Source organism: Exiguobacterium sp. KRL4 (genome assembly GCF_001870785.1).
Classification (GTDB): Bacteria; Bacillota; Bacilli; order Exiguobacteriales; family Exiguobacteriaceae; genus Exiguobacterium_A.
Map to the genome: position 1 here is coordinate 99,252 of NZ_MOLV01000016.1, position 17,798 is coordinate 117,049.

The 17,798-nt window shown below is 46.3% G+C and carries 15 protein-coding genes; 5 read left to right on the forward strand and 10 right to left on the reverse strand.

What is annotated here, in order from left to right; all coding sequences use genetic code 11:
• Positions 1-134: 134 nt before the first annotated feature.
• From BLD48_RS10815 to zapA, 6 genes are all read right to left on the reverse strand, one after another.
• Complete coding sequence (locus BLD48_RS10815) at positions 135-1,028, reverse strand: YitT family protein (RefSeq protein ID WP_071500214.1); 894 nt, start codon at positions 1,026-1,028, stop codon at positions 135-137.
• A gap of 183 nt (positions 1,029-1,211) precedes the next feature.
• Positions 1,212-1,619: a DUF350 domain-containing protein gene (locus BLD48_RS10820; protein WP_012371039.1), complete on the reverse strand. Its 408-nt coding sequence runs from the start codon at positions 1,617-1,619 to the stop codon at positions 1,212-1,214.
• Between the two features lie 10 nt (positions 1,620-1,629).
• Positions 1,630-3,996 (reverse strand): endonuclease MutS2, encoded by a 2,367-nt coding sequence (locus BLD48_RS10825; RefSeq protein ID WP_071500215.1) that lies wholly within the window; start codon positions 3,994-3,996, stop codon positions 1,630-1,632.
• 2 nt (positions 3,997-3,998) lie between these two features.
• Positions 3,999-5,714, reverse strand: a complete 1,716-nt coding sequence (gene polX / locus BLD48_RS10830; protein ID WP_071500216.1) for a DNA polymerase/3'-5' exonuclease PolX — start codon at positions 5,712-5,714, stop codon at positions 3,999-4,001.
• A 45-nt stretch (positions 5,715-5,759) separates the two neighbouring features.
• Positions 5,760-6,308: a CvpA family protein gene (locus tag BLD48_RS10835; protein ID WP_071500217.1), complete on the reverse strand. Its 549-nt coding sequence runs from the start codon at positions 6,306-6,308 to the stop codon at positions 5,760-5,762.
• 2 nt (positions 6,309-6,310) lie between these two features.
• The gene (zapA, locus tag BLD48_RS10840) at positions 6,311-6,547 is read right to left on the reverse strand and encodes a cell division protein ZapA (RefSeq protein ID WP_026829982.1); all 237 of its coding nucleotides are present in this window, start codon (positions 6,545-6,547) and stop codon (positions 6,311-6,313) included.
• A 118-nt stretch (positions 6,548-6,665) separates the two neighbouring features.
• Between zapA and rnhC the strand changes: the two genes are divergently transcribed.
• Positions 6,666-7,586, forward strand: coding sequence for a ribonuclease HIII (gene rnhC / locus BLD48_RS10845; RefSeq protein ID WP_071500218.1), 921 nt, complete (start codon positions 6,666-6,668; stop codon positions 7,584-7,586).
• Between the two features lie 25 nt (positions 7,587-7,611).
• On the opposite strand, the gene BLD48_RS10850 is transcribed toward rnhC, so the two are convergent.
• Positions 7,612-9,081 (reverse strand): UDP-N-acetylmuramoyl-L-alanyl-D-glutamate--2,6-diaminopimelate ligase, encoded by a 1,470-nt coding sequence (locus tag BLD48_RS10850; protein WP_071500219.1) that lies wholly within the window; start codon positions 9,079-9,081, stop codon positions 7,612-7,614.
• A gap of 133 nt (positions 9,082-9,214) precedes the next feature.
• Between BLD48_RS10850 and BLD48_RS10855 the strand changes: the two genes are divergently transcribed.
• From BLD48_RS10855 to BLD48_RS10870, 4 genes are all read left to right on the forward strand, one after another.
• Positions 9,215-9,877 carry a response regulator transcription factor gene (locus tag BLD48_RS10855; RefSeq protein WP_071500220.1) on the forward strand — a complete coding sequence of 221 codons (663 nt, stop codon included), beginning with the start codon at positions 9,215-9,217 and terminating at the stop codon, positions 9,875-9,877.
• A gap of 37 nt (positions 9,878-9,914) precedes the next feature.
• Complete coding sequence (locus tag BLD48_RS10860; RefSeq protein WP_236630001.1) at positions 9,915-11,249, forward strand: HAMP domain-containing sensor histidine kinase; 1,335 nt, start codon at positions 9,915-9,917, stop codon at positions 11,247-11,249.
• Between the two features lie 77 nt (positions 11,250-11,326).
• Positions 11,327-11,764 (forward strand): MarR family winged helix-turn-helix transcriptional regulator, encoded by a 438-nt coding sequence (locus BLD48_RS10865; RefSeq protein ID WP_071500222.1) that lies wholly within the window; start codon positions 11,327-11,329, stop codon positions 11,762-11,764.
• Positions 11,761-12,942: an MFS transporter gene (locus BLD48_RS10870; protein WP_071500223.1), complete on the forward strand. Its 1,182-nt coding sequence runs from the start codon at positions 11,761-11,763 to the stop codon at positions 12,940-12,942. The genes BLD48_RS10865 and BLD48_RS10870 overlap by 4 nt, the downstream gene beginning before the upstream one ends.
• Before the next feature lie 171 nt (positions 12,943-13,113).
• On the opposite strand, the gene BLD48_RS10875 is transcribed toward BLD48_RS10870, so the two are convergent.
• From BLD48_RS10875 to pheT, 3 genes are all read right to left on the reverse strand, one after another.
• A complete protein-coding gene (locus BLD48_RS10875; RefSeq protein ID WP_071500224.1) occupies positions 13,114-13,818 on the reverse strand; it encodes an ABC transporter ATP-binding protein in 705 nt (234 codons plus the stop codon).
• Positions 13,819-13,822: 4 nt separating this feature from the next.
• A complete protein-coding gene (locus tag BLD48_RS10880) occupies positions 13,823-15,232 on the reverse strand; it encodes an ABC transporter permease (protein ID WP_071500225.1) in 1,410 nt (469 codons plus the stop codon).
• Between the two features lie 163 nt (positions 15,233-15,395).
• Positions 15,396-17,792: a phenylalanine--tRNA ligase subunit beta gene (pheT, locus tag BLD48_RS10885; RefSeq protein ID WP_071500226.1), complete on the reverse strand. Its 2,397-nt coding sequence runs from the start codon at positions 17,790-17,792 to the stop codon at positions 15,396-15,398.
• Positions 17,793-17,798 lie beyond the last annotated feature (6 nt).

Consider the following 17,798-nt stretch of genomic DNA (forward strand, 5'->3'; position numbering starts at 1 on the left):
ATACGTGTATTCCGCCTGTAGCGGCTAGTCTTGATTCAAAAAAGTTTTCAGTTTTTTCCAAGTTCAGGTCGCTCGATTCACGCACAAAAAAACCACTGCCGGTGATGACGACAATGGTTTTCCTGATCGGTCACTTAACGTGATGGATAAGTGAATCCTTCACCGATCACTTCTCGTACTTTATGAATGACGACAAAGGCACGTGGATCTGCCGCCTCGACGATTTGTTTGAGCGGTGCAAGTTGGCGTTTATCGACGATCATATACAGCATATCGTTTTTTTGTTTCGTGAAGTGACCATGGCTATGAATGACCGTCGCACTGCGGCCTAATGTTTCCGTCAAGATCGTCGCAATCTCTTCTTGACGATGGCTGATGATCGTAACGGCTTCACGGACATTCAGTCCTTCGCTCACAAGATCAATCAAATAAGAGCCGATGATGATCGCAATCAACGTATACAGCATCGTCTCTTCTCCAAACAAGAATCCGGATGCGCCGACGACCGTGACATCGATGATGAACATCGATACGGCAATGCCTAAGTTCAAGTACTTGTTCATCAACCGCGCGATGATGACTCCCCCGCCGGTCGTGCCACCTGCTCGAATGACAAGGCCGATGCCAAGACCAATCAAAATCCCGGCATAGATGGTCCCAATCAATCGATTATCTGACGTCGTCGCAAGTGATGACGTGGACGACAAGACAAATGATGTCGTCGCAACGGAGATGGCGGAATAGAGCATCGTTTTCCGGCTTAAGAACTGATAGCCGATAATGAATAGGAGCGCATTCGAAATCAAAGAGACGAGACCCGTATCCCATCCATAGAGGTAGTAGAAAATGACGGTGATCCCGATGAGTCCACCTTCTGATAAGTCATTCGGAATCGTAAAGTAATTGATGCCGAATGCTAAAATGGCCGAACCGATGATGATCCAAAAAATATCTTTCCAAGAAATGAGTTGCATCGCTTCAAAAGCACGACGCCGTATTTCGTTTGTATTGGTCTTTTTTACATTCACGTAGATGCCTCCTTTAACTTTCTTAATCCTCTCAATAAAAATTCCGCACTGAATCGTTCTCAGTACGGAATAATCACTTGGCACAGCCAGTTCTTTTAATTCATGAATATCCAGATTATACCGACGACTAAAAAGGCAATCGATACACCGAACATGATTTTTGCTAATCGTTCTAACACGTGCTCACCCCACTAACGCTGAACCAATCACATAAGACATCCCAATCGATAACGAACAGGAAATGATTCCGACAGCGATATTTCCTTTTTCGATTTCCCGGTCGACCGGCAGATTCGGTGTCAGAAATTCGAAAATCCAGTACGTCGAAATCAGCAGTAGAAATCCAAACGCACTCTCTAAGAAAATCGCTCCGACTCGTTGTTCACTTTGGACAGCAAAATGAACGATGTTCGCAAGACCAATGATTTTCCCACCTGTCGCCAAGGCAACAGCAATGTTTCCACTCTTGATATGTTCCCAGTTTCGGTACCGCGTTGTCAACTCAAAAAGTGCCAGTCCCATGATAATGAGTAGTCCGGCGACCGAATATAAAGCTGTCGTGTAGACATAGACGTTTTCAAAAATATTCACCTGACGCGCCTCATTTCAATTCGATGATTGTGACACCGTGTCCACCTTCACCTTGACCACCTAAACGATGTGTCTTCACATGACGGTTTCCACGCAGATACTCCTGAACTCCTTGACGCATCGCGCCTGTCCCTAGTCCATGAATGACACGAATCTGTTCATAGTTCGACAGTAATGCTTGGTCCATGAAGCGGTCTAGCTTCGCGAGCCCCTCCTCTACACGAACACCTCGTAAATCCAGTTCGGCCGATGCGGCTGATTGTTTAGTTACACTTGTGCCCCCGGATCGTTTTTTTATTTTCGAAGCCGATTTCACTTCGCCGATTTTTGCGAGATCACTTGGTTTGACGTTCACCTTCATGATGCCGACTTGGACCGTATACTCACCGTTTGAGTTTTGATTGATGATATAGCCTTTTTGATTAAACGTCGTGACTTTCACTTCTTCGCCTTTTGCAAAAACAGGTGCTTGATTCGATGCTGCCTTCACTTTTGCGATTCGTTGATCTTGCAAGGAAGGTTTCGCTTGTTCCAGCTGTTTACGTGCTTCAATCAGCTCGTGTTCCTTCACAGCACCCGCATCCCGCAACTCTTTTAAGCGTTTGATGACGGCTTCTGCTTCTTTTTGAGCCCGTTCGACAGCTCGAGCCGCTTTGTCTTCGGCCTTTGCTAAAATCTCGTTTTTCTCTTGATGAATTTCTGCTTGTTCCCGTTCGAATTCTTCTCGTTCCTGAACTAACCGTTTTTGTTCCTGAAGTAACTCCCGCTCCAGTGTCTCTGCTCGTTGTTTGGCTTCTTCCAGTCGACCAATCATCGTTTCGACCGATTGGGCCTCACTTCCGACTTGACCACGTGCCGCTTCGATGACCCGGTCATCTAAACCGAGTCGTTTCGAGATTTCAAAAGCGTTCGAGCGACCTGGAACACCAATCAGCAAACGATAGGTCGGACTAAGTGATTCCACATCAAACTCCATCGAGGCATTGACGACACCTTCTCGGTTATAGCCATATGCTTTCAGTTCAGAATAATGGGTCGTCGCAGCTACACGCGCGCCACGCCGTTTGACTTCATCCAAAATCGCAATCGCAAGCGCGGCTCCTTCTGTCGGATCCGTTCCTGCACCCAGCTCATCAAACAAGACCAGACTCATGAAATCAATTTTCCCCATCATCGAGACGATGTTCGTCATATGCGAACTAAACGTCGAAAGATTCTGTTCAATCGATTGTTCGTCCCCGATATCCGCATAAATAGCGTCAAAGACACTGAGTTCCGTCTCATCTGCTGCCGGAACATATAATCCAGATTGGACCATCAATTGAAGTAAACCAATCGTCTTCAGGCTGACGGTTTTCCCTCCCGTGTTCGGTCCGGTAATGACGAGCGACGTAAATTCCCCACCTAGGGAAACCGTGATCGGAACGACTTCATCATCTGGAATGAACGGATGGCGCGCTTCTTTTAACACGACATGCCGATTTTCGTTTAATCGTGGTTCGACGGCACGGATCGTATGTCCGTACAATGCTTTCGCCATGATGAAATCCAGTTCTGCCAAGACATCGACGTTAATCCGCAACGAATCGCCAACCGATCCGACGAGTGCCGATAGTTGTGCTAAAATCCGTTCGATTTCGGCCCGTTCTTTGAGACGTGCTTCTTGTATTTCATTGTTGGCGGCAACGACAGCTTGCGGTTCGATGAACAGGGTGGCGCCAGATGCCGATTGATCATGAACGATTCCGCCAAAAGCTTGCCGGTATTCCTGTTTTACAGGTACACAGTATCGGTCATTTCGCATCGTGACGATCGCATCGGATAACATCTTCGACTTGCTGCGTAATACCCCATCAATTTTCGAGCGGACTTGTCCTTCGAGTGAGCGTAACTGGCTCCGTAAAGCGCGTAGCTTATCGCTCGCTGAATCCTGGACCGTTCCTTGATCGTCAATCGCATGACGGATTCCCTGCTCGATTTCGACGAGTTTCGTAATCTGATCGATCCGACTATCGAGGGCTGGTAATCGGAGATCGGGATGGTCTTCATGCAGTCGTTCCTGAAAGGCTTTGACTTGTCGACCCGAATAGACGACATCCGCGACGGCAAGCAGTTCGCTCGTTGATAACACAGAACCGATTTCAGCCCGCTTCACTTCACTGCGAACATCCGTCAGCCCACCAAACGGATACCGATCACGTAATCGATAAACGGTCGTCGCTTCTGTCGTCAAGGCTAATAACGACTTCACTTGTTCGAAGTCTTCTGCCGGCTCCATCTTCCGTACGAATTGTGCCCCAAGAGAACTTGCCGTCTGTTTGACAATTAATTCTTTTAATTTATCGTATTCTAATACACGTAGTGCATTGGCATTCATTTTCACTTCACTCCTTGACGTTTTCGCTCAAAGAACGCACGGGCTTCTTCTGCTGTCCACGTATTGATGACATCTGACGGTTCCAAATATGCTTTACGTGCATGTAGAACCCCAAGTTTCATATCTTCTAACATTTCTGGTTTATGCGTATCGGTATTGATCATAATTTTGACGCCCGCCGCCTTCGCTTTCACTAAAGACGATGCCGTTAAATCAAATCGTGCCGGATTCGCATTCATTTCAAGCGCTGTTCCCGTCTCAGCTGCTAGTTCGACAAGTCGATCGACGTTGACGGCATATCCTTCACGCCGTCCGATGATACGACCTGTCGGATGAGCAATCAAGGAGACATACGGATTACGGCAGGCATTTTCAAGCCGTTGCATGATTTCTTCTTCTGTCTGATCAAACTTGGAATGAATCGAGGCAATGACATAGTCCATCTCTTGTAAAAACGTATCTTCGTAATCAAGTGAGCCGTCCGGTAAAATATCCATCTCGACGCCGCATAAAATCGTCATATCCGGATGTTTCTTACGCGCCGCTTCAATCTCAATCCGTTGTTTCCGGAGGCGTTCTTCCGTCAATCCATTCACAAACTTCATATATTTACTGTGATCGGTGATTGCCATCCAAGAATAACCCCGCGCCGCACAGGCATCGACGAGTTCCTCAACGGACAACGTGCCGTCAGACCATGTCGTATGCATGTGGACATCCGCATGGATATCCGTTTCTTGAATCAACGTGCTTAAATCCGCCTCGAATTCTAGTCGTCCAGCCCGAAGTTCCGGTGGGATGAACGGTAAGTCATAGCGGGCAAATAATTCTTCTTCCGTCTTCGGCTGGAAAAGACCTTCTTTTGTCTCGACACCATACTCTGAAATGCTTTCCCCACGTTCTTTCGCGAGTTGCCGCATCCGGACATTATGATCTTTTGATCCTGTGAAATGATGTAAGGTCGAGGCAAACGCTAAATCATCGACCAGTCGAAAATCAACAGCGATATAGGCGTCGTCCCGTTTGAGGACAATCGACACCTTCGTGTCTCCGGCAGCAATGATTTCATCAATGTGTTCCAGTTCCAGTAACTGTTCCTTCACTTCTTTCGGATGATCCGTTGAGATGATGAAATCAAGATCCTTACAGGTTTCTTCTGCCCGCCGGAAACTGCCACCGACTTCAAAACGGATGATGTATGCCATCTCTGCTAATGTCCGTTCAAGCTCGGCTACACTTTTTCGCATCACACCGTACGGTAAGCGTTCTGGTCGTGTCTCAAACGTTTCAAGCGCCTTACTGTATTTTTCAACGGTCTTTTTCCCGAAGCCTGGCATTGCTTCCACTGTACCATCCGCTAGTTTCTCAGCGAAGGAATCCGCATCGATCACACCCACTTCATGTAACTTCGCTAACTTCTTCCCTCCGAGACCCGGGATTTTGAGTAAGGCAATCAAACCTTCCGGAACTTGTTGTTCCAGTTCCGTCAAGGCTGTGCTCGTTCCGGTAGTCCGGAATTCTTCAAGGACCGTCGCCGTTCCTTTCCCGATTCCCTTCATCGCCGTGAAATCTTCAATCTCCATGAAGTCGACCTCTGCTGCTTCTAGTAAACTAGCCGCCTTTCGAAAAGCATTGATTTTAAACGGGTTTTCTCCTTTTACTTCGAGATATACGGAAATTCGTTCTAAATGTCGAATCGCATCTTGTGTCGTTCGCATGTTCAATTCTCCCCTCAAAAAAAGCTCCCAGGAAACGGGAGCACGTTATTTTGTCAAACCGACTTTGTCCATCAACCATTCCGCGAGTAACGGTGTATGCTGAATCATGAACGAGGCTAAGCTTGAATTGGCAATGGCGTCTTGAATCGATTGAACCGGTGCAAAGGCTGCCAAGAACAAAATCAAGAAGATGAAGATATACATCTCGATGAATCCAAATACACCACCTAACAATCCTTTTAACTGCTTGAGGATTGGAATGTTCGTCAATGAATCAAACATCGATAAAATGATCGACAACACGATTTTCGTAACGAAAAATAAGACGATGAACCAAAAGGCTTTATAAAAGACTTCATCTAATCCAGTCGAACTTGGAATGGAAAACATCGTCAAATCGATTCCGGCATCATCGAGTGTCGATGGATATGGAATCCACAGTTTAAATTTTTCGGCCAATTCATCGTAAAACGATAAGGCAATGATAAAGGAAATGATCAAACTCAATAGATGACCCGCTTGTAAGATTACACCTCGACGGACACCTGTCATCGTCCCTAACGCCAAAAACAATAAGATTACAAAAGAAATCATGTTTAAATTTCACCCAAATTCTTTTTGATTTTCACATAATCACTACCAATATTGAGAGCTGCTAAAACAGCAATTTGACGAACATCGAGTTGTGGTGCTTGGTCTCTGATTTCACGAATTTTCGTATCCACGAGGAGACCCACTTCACGTACGTGTTCAGGCGACTCCGTTCCGACAATCGTATAATCATTTCCTGCGATATGAATCGTCGTCCGGTTCAACCCTTCTGAATCAGCCATTTTTCTGTCCTCCTCACACTTTGCTTCTTTCATATAGTACCATCATTTTTGAAATAGGAAAAGAAGTCCACCATCCGTCTTAAGGATGGTATGCTTATTTCGAAAGGGTGATCATCGTATGGGAACGGTCGTATTAAAGTTAACAAAAGAAAAACAAGAAGCAGTTATTTCAGATTTTGAAGGTCAACATATTCCGCCCCCTCCGTATGCACGATTTGCTGCCCGGACATCAGGTTGTATCCTGACAGTCTATAATTCCGGCAAAGTCATGTTTCAAGGACAAGAAGCAGAATCCATTGCCGCCCGTTACGGTTCTCCTGTCGCTAAAAAGGCAAGCACGACAACCAGCGCATCCTTACCCGAAGGGTTTTCGGACTGGTCCGTCGTCGGGAGTGATGAAGTCGGCAAAGGCGATTTTTTTGGTCCGTTAGTAGTCGTCGCCGCGTATGTTGAGCACGAAAAGATCGATCTTGTGCGTGAACTCGGAGTGCGTGACTCGAAAAACGTCTCAGATCCGGAGATTCGAAAGATTGCCCGCGACCTTCATGCTGTCATTCCTTATGAGTATCGTATTCTGCATAATCCCGATTACAATCGGATGCAACGAACGATGACGCAAGGAAAAATGACAGCCTTGCTGCACAATGCCGCGCTTAACGGACTTCTAGAGAAATTAACATCTCCTCCGCAAGCGATTTTAATTGATCAATTCGCTGAAAAAAACATCTACTATAAGCACTTGTCTGGAGAAGCGAAACAAGTGACAGAGAATGTCTATTTCTCGACAAAAGCCGAAGGATTGCATGTCGCTGTCGCTGCCGCCTCCATTTTAGCGCGTGCCATATTTCTTAAAGAAATGGATCAATTGAGCCAACAAGCAGGGACCGAGATTCCAAAGGGAGCCGGCGCCAAAGTCGATCAAGTGGCTGCTTCACTGCTATTACGGTATGGACCAACACGTTTACAAGATTGGACGAAATTTCATTTTGCCAATACGAAAAAGGCCCTGACGTTAGCCGAGAAACGAAACCGACCATGATCCTAAGTAGGATTGGTCGGTTTTTTCACATCGCTGACTCTTGTCCGGACAAACGCTTTAAAGCTTCGATTAAAATTTTCGTTTCATCAAACGGGACATCTTCCATTCCGATCCGTTCGAACCGTTCATGCCCTTTTCCGACGATGACAACCCGTTTTCCGGCCAAGGCGATTTTAGCTGCAATCTGCAACGCTTCTTTCCGTGTTTCATGACACGTAATGATTTTTCGTGGTGGAATTTCTTTAATCAACTCTTTAATGATTTGTTGTGGTTCCTCTCGTCTCGTATCATGGACTGTCACGATGATACCCTCGCAGTACTGACTCGCAATTCGTCCCATGATACTTCGTTTCGAACGATCCCGTTCTCCTGCTGCACTCAACACGACATATAACGGTTCACCCGGAACAGACAAGGCCTTTAAGCATTTTTCAAGCCCATCCGGCGTATGGGCATAGTCGATATAAATTTCACACCCTTCGAACGGAATCCGCTCGAGTCTTCCTTTAGGTAAACGAAGTTCCGGAATGTGTCGAATCAGTTGGTACATGTTGACCTCACCCGTCTTCATCAACCCAATCGCAGCTGCTAAATTCGCTGCATTAAAACTACCTAATAAGGAGATTGGTACCTCGGTAGTCGTTCCGTCAATCCGGACGTTAACGGTCTCTTCTTGCCATTCGATTACGATCGATGCTTTCGAAGTGATGTCTGTCGAATACCAGACGATTGGTACATCCCCACCCGCTCGTTGCATGACGTGACTTGCCGGGTCCTCTTCATTCAGAACAAGTCCTTTTCCAGCATCTGTCGCGACTTTCTGAAACAATAATGCTTTCGCTTCTGCATAGTCTGCCATTGATTCATGATAATCTAAATGATCGTGTGAAAGGTTCGTAAAGGCTGCGGCGTAAAACGATACGCCTTCGACTCGCCCTTCGACTAACGCATGGGAAGATACTTCTAGCATGCAATCTGTTACTCCTTGATCGACCATCTCATAAAGTAATCGGTGTAAAATGACGGCTTCCGGTGTCGTATTCGGAGTCTCGATGCGCTGACCATCAATCAATGCACCAACCGTACTGATCATTCCTGTTCGTCGTCCCGCAGCACGAAATAGGTCGTAGGCGAGTTGCGTTGTCGTCGTTTTTCCGTTCGTCCCCGTAATGCCATAGACGCGCATTTTCTGACTCGGATGATCGTAAAAGAAATCTGCTACTTTGCCGGCAGCTGTTTTCGTATCTTCTATCAAGATAACGGGGATAGTCAATCCGTCTAACGGCTCTTCCGCTAAGATAGCCGCGGCTCCCTTATCTTCTGCTTCCCTTGCATAGCGATGACCATCGACGGTATACCCTCGAACACAAATGAACAGACTACCTGACGTCACTTTCCGTGAGTCTGTTTCGATACTTGTAATTATTGGATTACTTTCCATCTGTAAGCTGAAAAGCGCTAGTAATGCTGATAGTGGTTTGTGATGACGATTCATGATGTTCGCTTCCCTTCTATGTTTCAAGATTCGCTTAGCGTGTACCTCATACGATCATTGTCCGGATATTCTTTCATTCATCTTCAGTTAAACTTCAGATAAGTGTGCTACAACTAAATGTGAGGTGAAATGCATGACACATATATTAATCGCGGAAGATGAATTTGACATTCGCGAATTGTTAACGGAATTACTAGAATCAAGTGGTTATCAAGTTTCGAGTGCGACGAATGGAATGGAAGCTTTACAATTGTACCGATCTGGTTCATTCGATTTAATCATTTTAGATATCATGATGCCGTTCTTTGACGGGTTCGAAGTCGCGCGGAACATTCGAAAACAATCTCAAACACCAATCATTTTCTTGACTGCCTTGCAAGATGAGGAGAATCAAGTGAAAGGGTTTGACCTCGGAATCGACGATTATATCGCCAAACCGTTTTCGCTCCGGATATTACTAAGACGAATCGAAGCCATTATTCGACGGATACAATCGAATGAAGAAGAGTACCTCTCTTTTCGAGAGATTACCCTTTTTCCTTCGAGCTATAACGTTTTAATTTCAGGAAATCCGATTATATTGACGCTTAAGGAATTTCAAATCCTTCATTTATTGCTCGAACACCCGGGCCGTGTCCTCGAACGTGAACAATTGATTCAGCAACTTTGGGGATTCGATGCTTTAGGCGATACACGTTTTTTGGATACCCATATCAAAAACTTACGTAAAAAAATCAATCTCCCTTACATTCAAACGGTGAAAGGAGTCGGCTACAAACTTGAAACGACTAGTTAAGCGTCAAAGAATTACCGGAAAATTATTTTTTTTGACGATGAGCTTACTCATCGTCGCCGTCCTCTCGACGGTCGGTTTTCTATATGCGACGTTGCCATCCTATTATCAAAGTTATCGGGAAGACCAATTTCATTCGACGATTGAGTCGATTGAGCAAGATAGCAAACAACTCTCGAGCGAGAATCTCCTCCCTCTGCTCGACCAGTTGACTGTCAAAGGCATTCGTTTTTCCTTATGGACAGAAGATGACCAACTATTATATGCACCAGGTTTTGGTCGCGGACCGGTTCGCAGGACGGTCAATAATTCACCTGAAGGTATGATTCAAGCGTCAATCCCGCTTCATTTAACGGATCAAACAGTTACGCTCGATGTCGACCAAATGATTCAACCGATTAACGAGGTCAAAGCTGTCATCTTAAAGCTCGCCCCTTACATCGTCTTCCCCTTACTTTTGCTAGCAGGACTCGCAGCCTATCTCTATTCGCGGACCATCTCCCGTCCTCTGCTCTCCATCAATCAAGCGACGGAAGAACTAGCGAACTTAAACTTTTCAGTCCGGACATACCATACATCGACGGATGAGTTAGGTGATTTATCCCGAAACATCAATCAACTTGCAACTAAACTCGAGGTGACGATGGATTCCTTACACGCTTCAAATGAGCAACTTCGTTTAGAAGCAGAAAAAGATCGGCAACGCGATACCGAACGGCGGCAGTTATTTCTCGCCATCTCGCACGAACTAAAAACACCTGTCACTATCGTCAAAGGTCAGATTGAAGGGATGCTCTTGAACCTCGGCGTATATCGCGACCGCGATCACTATTTGGAGCGTGCCGGTCAGGTCATCGAAAACATGGAGCGGCTCATTGCTGAACTACTCGAAGTCGCGCGTGTTGAACAAATGGAATTACAACTTGAGGAAACAAATCTACTCACATTAATCAAACAGCAACTTCATCAATTCGATCAACTCATTCATGACAGTAACTTGCACGTCACGCTCCCAGATGAAGAACGAACTGTCAAAACAGATCGCCACCTGTTAGAACGCGCCCTCCACAACCTGTTGATGAACGCGATTTCGTATACATCCCCTGGTGGCATGATTCAAATCGAAATAATGGATACACAGGATGACGTGACGTTAACGATTACGAATGCTCCAACCATCCACGATTCGAGTGATACTGCCGCCTGGTTCCATCCCCTTGCCCGTGCTGAACAATCACGAAACCGTATTCACGGTGGGAGTGGTCTTGGTCTCTACTTAGTGCATCAAATCACGGAACGGTTAGATCTCGATGCTATGCTAACAGGGAATGTCGATCAAGTTCAATTTACAGCACGATTTAAGTCACTTTCTTGAATTTCCTGCTTGCCAGGCAACCTCTTTTTTCGCTATACTCCTTTAAGTTAACTAGTTAACTTAAAGGAGTTTTTTTGATGTCATCCCAACAAGAAGATATACTTGGTCAACTTTCAAAAGTCGCTCGGCTCGTCAAACGGGACATCGACCTCACACTGTCTCAGCATTCTTTACACACCGGTCAATGGGCCTTGTTAAAAGCAGTATCTTTACTCGAGCCAGTTTCACAAATCACGCTCTCGAAATACTTAGTCATCGAAAAACCAGCCGTCACGAAAACGGTCGCCCACTTAGAGGAGTTAGGCTTCGTCTCGCGGCAATCCGCCGGACGCCACCGCCTTGTTGAATTAACACCACAAGCACGCGATTCGTTCGATACAATTGACGGAGCGGTCCAGGAAGCTCATCAAACGTTTCTCGCCGAGCTATCAATCGAAGAACAATCGACTTTAGAAATCTTAATGACTCGTCTGCTCACAATCCATCGCCCCGTCGAACAGGAGGAGTTGTCTTGAATCGCTTATTCCATCGTCACTACTTGACGACACTCCTCGTCAATCTACTATTGTTCATCACCTTTTATCTCCTGAATGCTTCCTTGCCCTTACTCGCCGCAAAACAATTCGACGTCTCTCGAAGTTCGCTCGGTTGGGTCGTGACGGCATTCATCTTAGCGACGGTCTGTTCACGTCCATTAATCGGACATTGGCTCGATCGTTATGAACTTAAACGGATGTTACTACTATCTGCTAGCCTGTTTACATTTATCAGTTGTTTGTATCTCATCGTCTTACCATTTGAGTCATTCAGCCTGTTACTCATCATTCGTGTCTTACATGGTTTTAGTTTCGGAATGATTTCTTCTTCACTGAGCTTGAGTGTGACAACATTGATTCCAAAACCTCGCCAAGGTGAAGGGCTGGGTTACTTTGTTCTTTCGATGAATCTCGCCTCCGTTCTCGGCCCTGTCATCGGATTGACGTTGATTGCACACGATGCACTCGTCTGGTATTTCGTCACGATTGCCTCACTTGCGATTTGTTCATTCCTCTTGATGATACGGTTACCCTTAACAAGCAATCACCTTACGACTTCTTCACCGTTTCGTTTACGACAATCGCTTTTCTTGGCAAGTCCTGTCTTGCTACTTGCCACTGTCCTTGCTGGAATCGCAATTTCAAGTACGTCCGCCTTCATTTCCCTTTATGCGGATACGATGCATCATGTCACCTATGCCTCTTACTTCTATGGTCTCGCCGCCCTCGGTATGGTTGCCATTCGACCTTTTGCTGGTAAACGGTTTGATCGAAAAGGACATGCCTCGGTGCTAGTTCCGTCTTACGGACTATACGCCACTGGATTTTTAGTACTTGGTCTCTTCCCGACCCTTCCTGGTTTATTGCTTGCTGCCCTCATCATCGGTGTCGGTTCTGCTTCGATCTTCCCGGGGCTACAAACCGTCATGTTGACGTATGCTGCACCCGAACAAAAAGGAAAAGCGATTTCAACATTTTTTCTCGCCTACGATAGTGGCTTCGGAATCGGTGCCTTTCTATTGTCAGGCATTTCTGCAAAGGTAGGGTACTCAAATATGTTTTTGATGTGTAGCCTCGTTGTCGTGAGCAGTGGACTTTTATACGGCTATTTCCATCGTTCTTCGCCGATACCGACCGACCAAAGCATTGCGTCATAAAGTCAAGCACAACAAGAAAAAAGGGGTTGCCATCTCACATGATGTACAATCCCTTCTTTGAGTTCTCGAAACGACGTCATGCGCTTCACTCGACGCCTAAAGGAAAAGCGTCAGTGTATGACAAACAAGATCTGTGGAAAACCAAGTTATATCTTAGCCCACTCGTTAGTCTCAACGAGCAGGAGTAGCTTGTCCTTCAACAATACGTTTTCTCTCAACAAAACGTTGTTTCTTTAATTCAATGATATGATCGGCAGCACGGGCGACTTCAGCTGAGTGCGTCACCGTAATGATGCATCGGTTGGCATCATGCGCAAGTTGTTGAAACAGACGAATGATATCCATCGCTGTTTTTTCATCAAGTGCCCCGGTCGGCTCGTCTGCGAGAATGATTGGTGCTTCCGTCGCAAGGGCTCGTGCGATTGCAACTCGTTGCTGTTGACCACCACTCAACTGTAAGACATTTTTCTTCGCATGGGCTTCATCGATTCCAACCTGTCCAAGTATTTCGATGGCTCGTTTCTTTTTCCCCTTTATACGTTGTCCGCTCAAGTCGAGCGCGACGATCACATTATCTAATGCATTCATATACGTCAATAAATTAAACGATTGAAAGACCGTCGCCGCATGGCGTGAACGATACGTTGTCAGTCCGATCTTACGGATGTCGCGCCCTTCATATTGAATTTGTCCTTCCGTTGGTGAGTCCAATCCACTCAACAAACTAAGTGCCGTCGTTTTTCCGGAACCTGATTCTCCGAGAATCGCATAAAACCGCCCTGCCTCGAATTGCATCGAAACCTCGTTCAAGATTCGTTGTTGTTTCCCAGCCGATGTATAGGCATAAGAGACGTTCGTCATTTCTAAAGTCGTCATGCGTTTAATCCTCCCGTAATAGAATTTCTTTTGGATTCATTCGTAGTAAAGCAAGCGATGGCAGTAAGACTGATAAAAAGACAATCAGACTGCCGATTTCGATGACTTGAATCAAGGTCGTCCAATCAATTTTCGTCGTCATCTCCGTAATTGGTGGAATGCTATCAAGCACTTGTTGTCCGCGCCCGCCTGAACCACCAAAACCAGTCTGCGTCGTAACAGAACTAGCGGCTTCCGTCACCTCACGGTTTAAGAGTTGATCCGTCATGAATTGTGAGGTCATCCCCCCTGTCGCATACGTGACGATGAAAGCAATCACCGCAATTGCAAACGTTTCAACTAATAATTGTCCCATCAGTTTCGAACGCTTTTCACCCATTGCAAGTAAGATTCCCATCTCTTTCCGACGTTCCCGAACAGATAATAAAATCAAGAGTGCTAGAATCAGACCTCCTGCGATACTGACGAGATAGACGACTGATTTCGAGAACGATGCAACTTGTTCGATCGGTCCGACCATTTTTTGATAGGCTGCATCATTCGCATCAAGTGTGAATGTATCCCAGTCTAGTGATGAAACTGCCATTGCTTCTTTTTTGAATGCTCCGATTTCAGATGGATCCTTCAAAGAATAGACGACACTTGACACACTAACTGTTCCCTCTTCGGTCGAAAAGTTTGCGAGTGTATCGTTTGTAACGTACATTTGATTCATCGGGTCCAAGAATCCTGCCGCCCTGAAATTCGCATCAGAAGTCGCTTCCGTTGATGCGGATAGCCCGATGATCGTCAATATTTCTGACTTCTCGGTCGTGGTCGATGTCAGCTTAAACGTATCTCCAACTGCGAGGTCATTTTCTGTCGCTAGATTCTCGTCGATGACAACACTGTTGTTTTTAGCGTCAGCAGTCAATGCTTCTCCATCCACGATTTTTAATGTCCCGTTCGTATACGTATTAAGTAATTCCATATTCGTCACACCATTTAATGAAAAGTCGGGTGTCGTCATTCCTTCCGGCATCTCACCACCTCGTCCACCACCCGAGTTTGCCGATTCGCTCTCGATCGGATCGATACCACTTGACGTCGCCGTCGCTTGTGATAGATAGTTGACGGATTTCACTTCGTCTAATTGTTCGATTGCTTCGACATCCGTCATGTCGATTGCGACTTGTTCTGGTCTTCCACGCTCCCCAGATGCTTGTCGTTCTTGCATTTGTTTTTGACGGTCGACTTGAAGTGTTACGGTTGCTCCGAGTTCTTTCCTTGCCTCTTCCCCCGCCGATTTCGCAGCATTTTGAATCGCAAATCCCGATAGTACGAGTGATCCAATCACCGTCAGAATAATCAACATGATCATCGTTTTACCCTTTCGCGCTACAATACTTTTCCCTGCCCGCTTCAAAAAATTCATTTTCCGTGTTCCTCCTTTAACCTTCTAAATTCATCTTATGAAACGCACCTGTAGTCTAGCTGTAGTTCGACTGTATCTTGAGCGAAGAAACTGTCTAAACACAAAAAAACGAGAATGACAATGATGTCATCCTCGTTTTAACTAATTTGATTCTATTTACCTGTTACGCACGAAGTTCTGCGCCGAACGCTTTTGTTAAAGCCGTTACGACATGCTCGTGTGCTTCCGTGACTTCCTCATCCACAAGTGTTCGTTCTTTATTTTGATAACGTAGAGAAAAGGCAAACGACTTTTGATCTGCTCCGACGTTGTCGCCTGTATAGACATCAAACAACTCCACCTGTTGCAAAAGTGGTCCCGCCGCTTGCGTAATGACATTCTTCACTTCACTCGCTGTCACTGAACGTGGCAGAACAATCGCAACGTCACGCGTCATCGATGGGAAACGAGAGATTTCTTGATAGACAAGCGGGTCTTTAGAATGCAATAACATCGCATCAAGTTCGAAGACATACACTTCTTTTAGTCCATATTCTTCTTTTGATAATCCAGGATGAACCTGCCCAACAAAACCAATCGCCTCGCCGCCTAGGAAGATCCGCGCCGTCCGACCCGGATGCATGGATGGCATCACTACCGCTTCATACGTCAATGACACGTCAAGGGCCTCAGCTAACGTCTCGACGATCCCTTTCATGACGAAGAAATCCGTTTTGACGAATGTACCATAGACACGATGTTGCTCGGCCACGCCGACCATGATTCCCGCGACTACTTCTTGTTCAAGCGGTAACGTCTCAAGGGAGGCATCACGTTGGAGATAAACGCTGCCCAGTTCATAATACGCAAGATCGGCATGCTGACGTGCGACATTATGTTGTGCGACTTCCAGTAATCCCGGAATCAGGGATGTCCGAAGCGTCGAACGGGCTTCACTGATCGGCATCGCCAATTTTACGGGATGCAAATCGTGTTGTTCGTTGAATTGCATCGCCCGTTGTTCACTCGTCAATGAATACGTGATTGCTTGCGAGAGCCCTGCGCCCTGCAACAACCGACGAATGTGACGACGGTGTTGATTCCGTTTCGGTAAGAAACCACGACTTGCTTCTTGCGGCAAGCTCGATGTCAACGCATCATAACCATAAAGACGTGCGACCTCTTCCGCTAAATCAGCCGGAATCATTAAATCTTGACGACGTGTCGGAACACTAACCGTCAACGCATCTGCTGACAACTCGACACCTAGTCCAAGACGTTCTAACAATTCCTTCATGACCGTTCCTTCGATTTCCATTCCGAGACGATGGTTGATGTACGAGACGCTCGCTTCGATGAGATGATCGTCGAGTTGTAACGTTCCTGCTTGGACGGTTCCGGATAAAATTGTTCCTCCGGCGAGTTCCGCAATCAACATTGCTGCCCGGTCCAGTGCAAGCACGACGCGTCGTGGATCAACACCTTTTTCAAAACGTGAGCTTGAATCAGAGCGAAGCCCAAGCACCCGACTCGTCTTGCGCACAGGTGTCGGAGCGAAATAAGCTGATTCGAGAACGATGGACGTCGTCGTCGGATCCACTTCCGTATTCGCTCCACCCATGACACCGGCGAGCGCTACCGGACGTTCGCCATCCGTGATGACGAGCATCGAGGGGTCCAGTGTTCGTTCTACTTCATCCAGCGTCTGGAACACTTCGCCTGATGTTGCTTGACGAACGACGATTTGATTTCCTAGTTTCTTCGCATCAAAAGCGTGTAACGGCTGCCCCGTTTCTAGTAAAACAAAGTTCGTGGTATCGACGACATTGTTGATTGGCCGGATTCCGTTGGCGATCAGACGATTTTTTAACCACAACGGGGATTCACCGATCGTAATATCACGAATTTCACGCGCCGCATAAAACGAACATTCCTCTGAATCCAGTCGAACACGAAGGTTCGTACTTTCTGATCCTTCCGACACTGCGACGGTAGGGAAAACAGGACTTGTATTCAAGATACCTGCGACTTCGTGGGCGACACCGTACATACTGAGACAATCCGAACGGTTTGGTGTGAGTCCAAGTTCCAATACTTCATCATGTAGTCCGAGTAACGCTAAGACGTCTTGACCGGGTTCGACTTTTTCACGGAAGGTATGAATCCCGTCTTGTTCGTCCTCACGGATATATTTTTTCTCAAATCCAAGCTCTTCAAGCGAACAAATCATTCCTTCGGAGACGACTCCTCGTAATTTAGCCCGTTTTATCTTAATACCGGGAAGGCGTGCCCCGACGCGCGCGACGATGACGTTTTGCCCGACATCAACGTTGGGTGCACCACAAACGATTTGAACGGGTTCTTCTTGTCCGATATCGACGGTCGTGACATTGAGTTTATCCGCTTCCGGATGTTTTTCTTTCGTCAAGACGTGTCCTACGACGATATTACTTAACTCCGCGTCGCGGACTTCGACACCTTCGACTTCGATTCCACTTTTCGTGATCAAATCAGCTAATTCTTCACCCGTTTTTTGACGGACATCGACGAATTCCTGTAACCATTGTTTTGAGACTAACATCTGTTT